The sequence below is a fragment of the Bacillus sp. SIMBA_154 genome (assembly GCF_046536015.1).
GTDB classification, from domain to species: domain Bacteria; phylum Bacillota; class Bacilli; order Bacillales; family Bacillaceae; genus Bacillus; species Bacillus pumilus_P.
Window position 1 is genome coordinate 1 of the sequence record NZ_JAWJBV010000302.1, and the last position, 268, is coordinate 268.

Consider the following 268-nt stretch of genomic DNA (forward strand, 5'->3'; position numbering starts at 1 on the left):
GTAGTGCCAGTGCCGCTTTAATGAGTCCTGCCAAGTCTTCATGGAATGCTGCCTCATCGATGACAACCACGCCTTGCTTACCACGTAAGTTAGATGGGCGAGAAGACAGGGCAGTGATGCGGTTTTTGGCTTTTGGGAATCGGATCGTGTAGGTTTTGATTTCTTTATCGCCGTCTTCATCGACAAAGATACCTTCCTCAATTTCGCTTGCAGCATAGTTAAACGAGCGCGCCCACATCGCACAGGCTTCGATAAACTCCATTGTCAT

General features: G+C 48.5%; 1 protein-coding gene. It reads right to left on the minus strand.

Annotated features, from left to right (window positions below; translation table 11 throughout):
• A partial coding sequence (locus tag R0K30_RS22135; protein WP_410613009.1) for a hypothetical protein occupies window positions 1-268 on the minus strand: 268 nt, incomplete at both ends.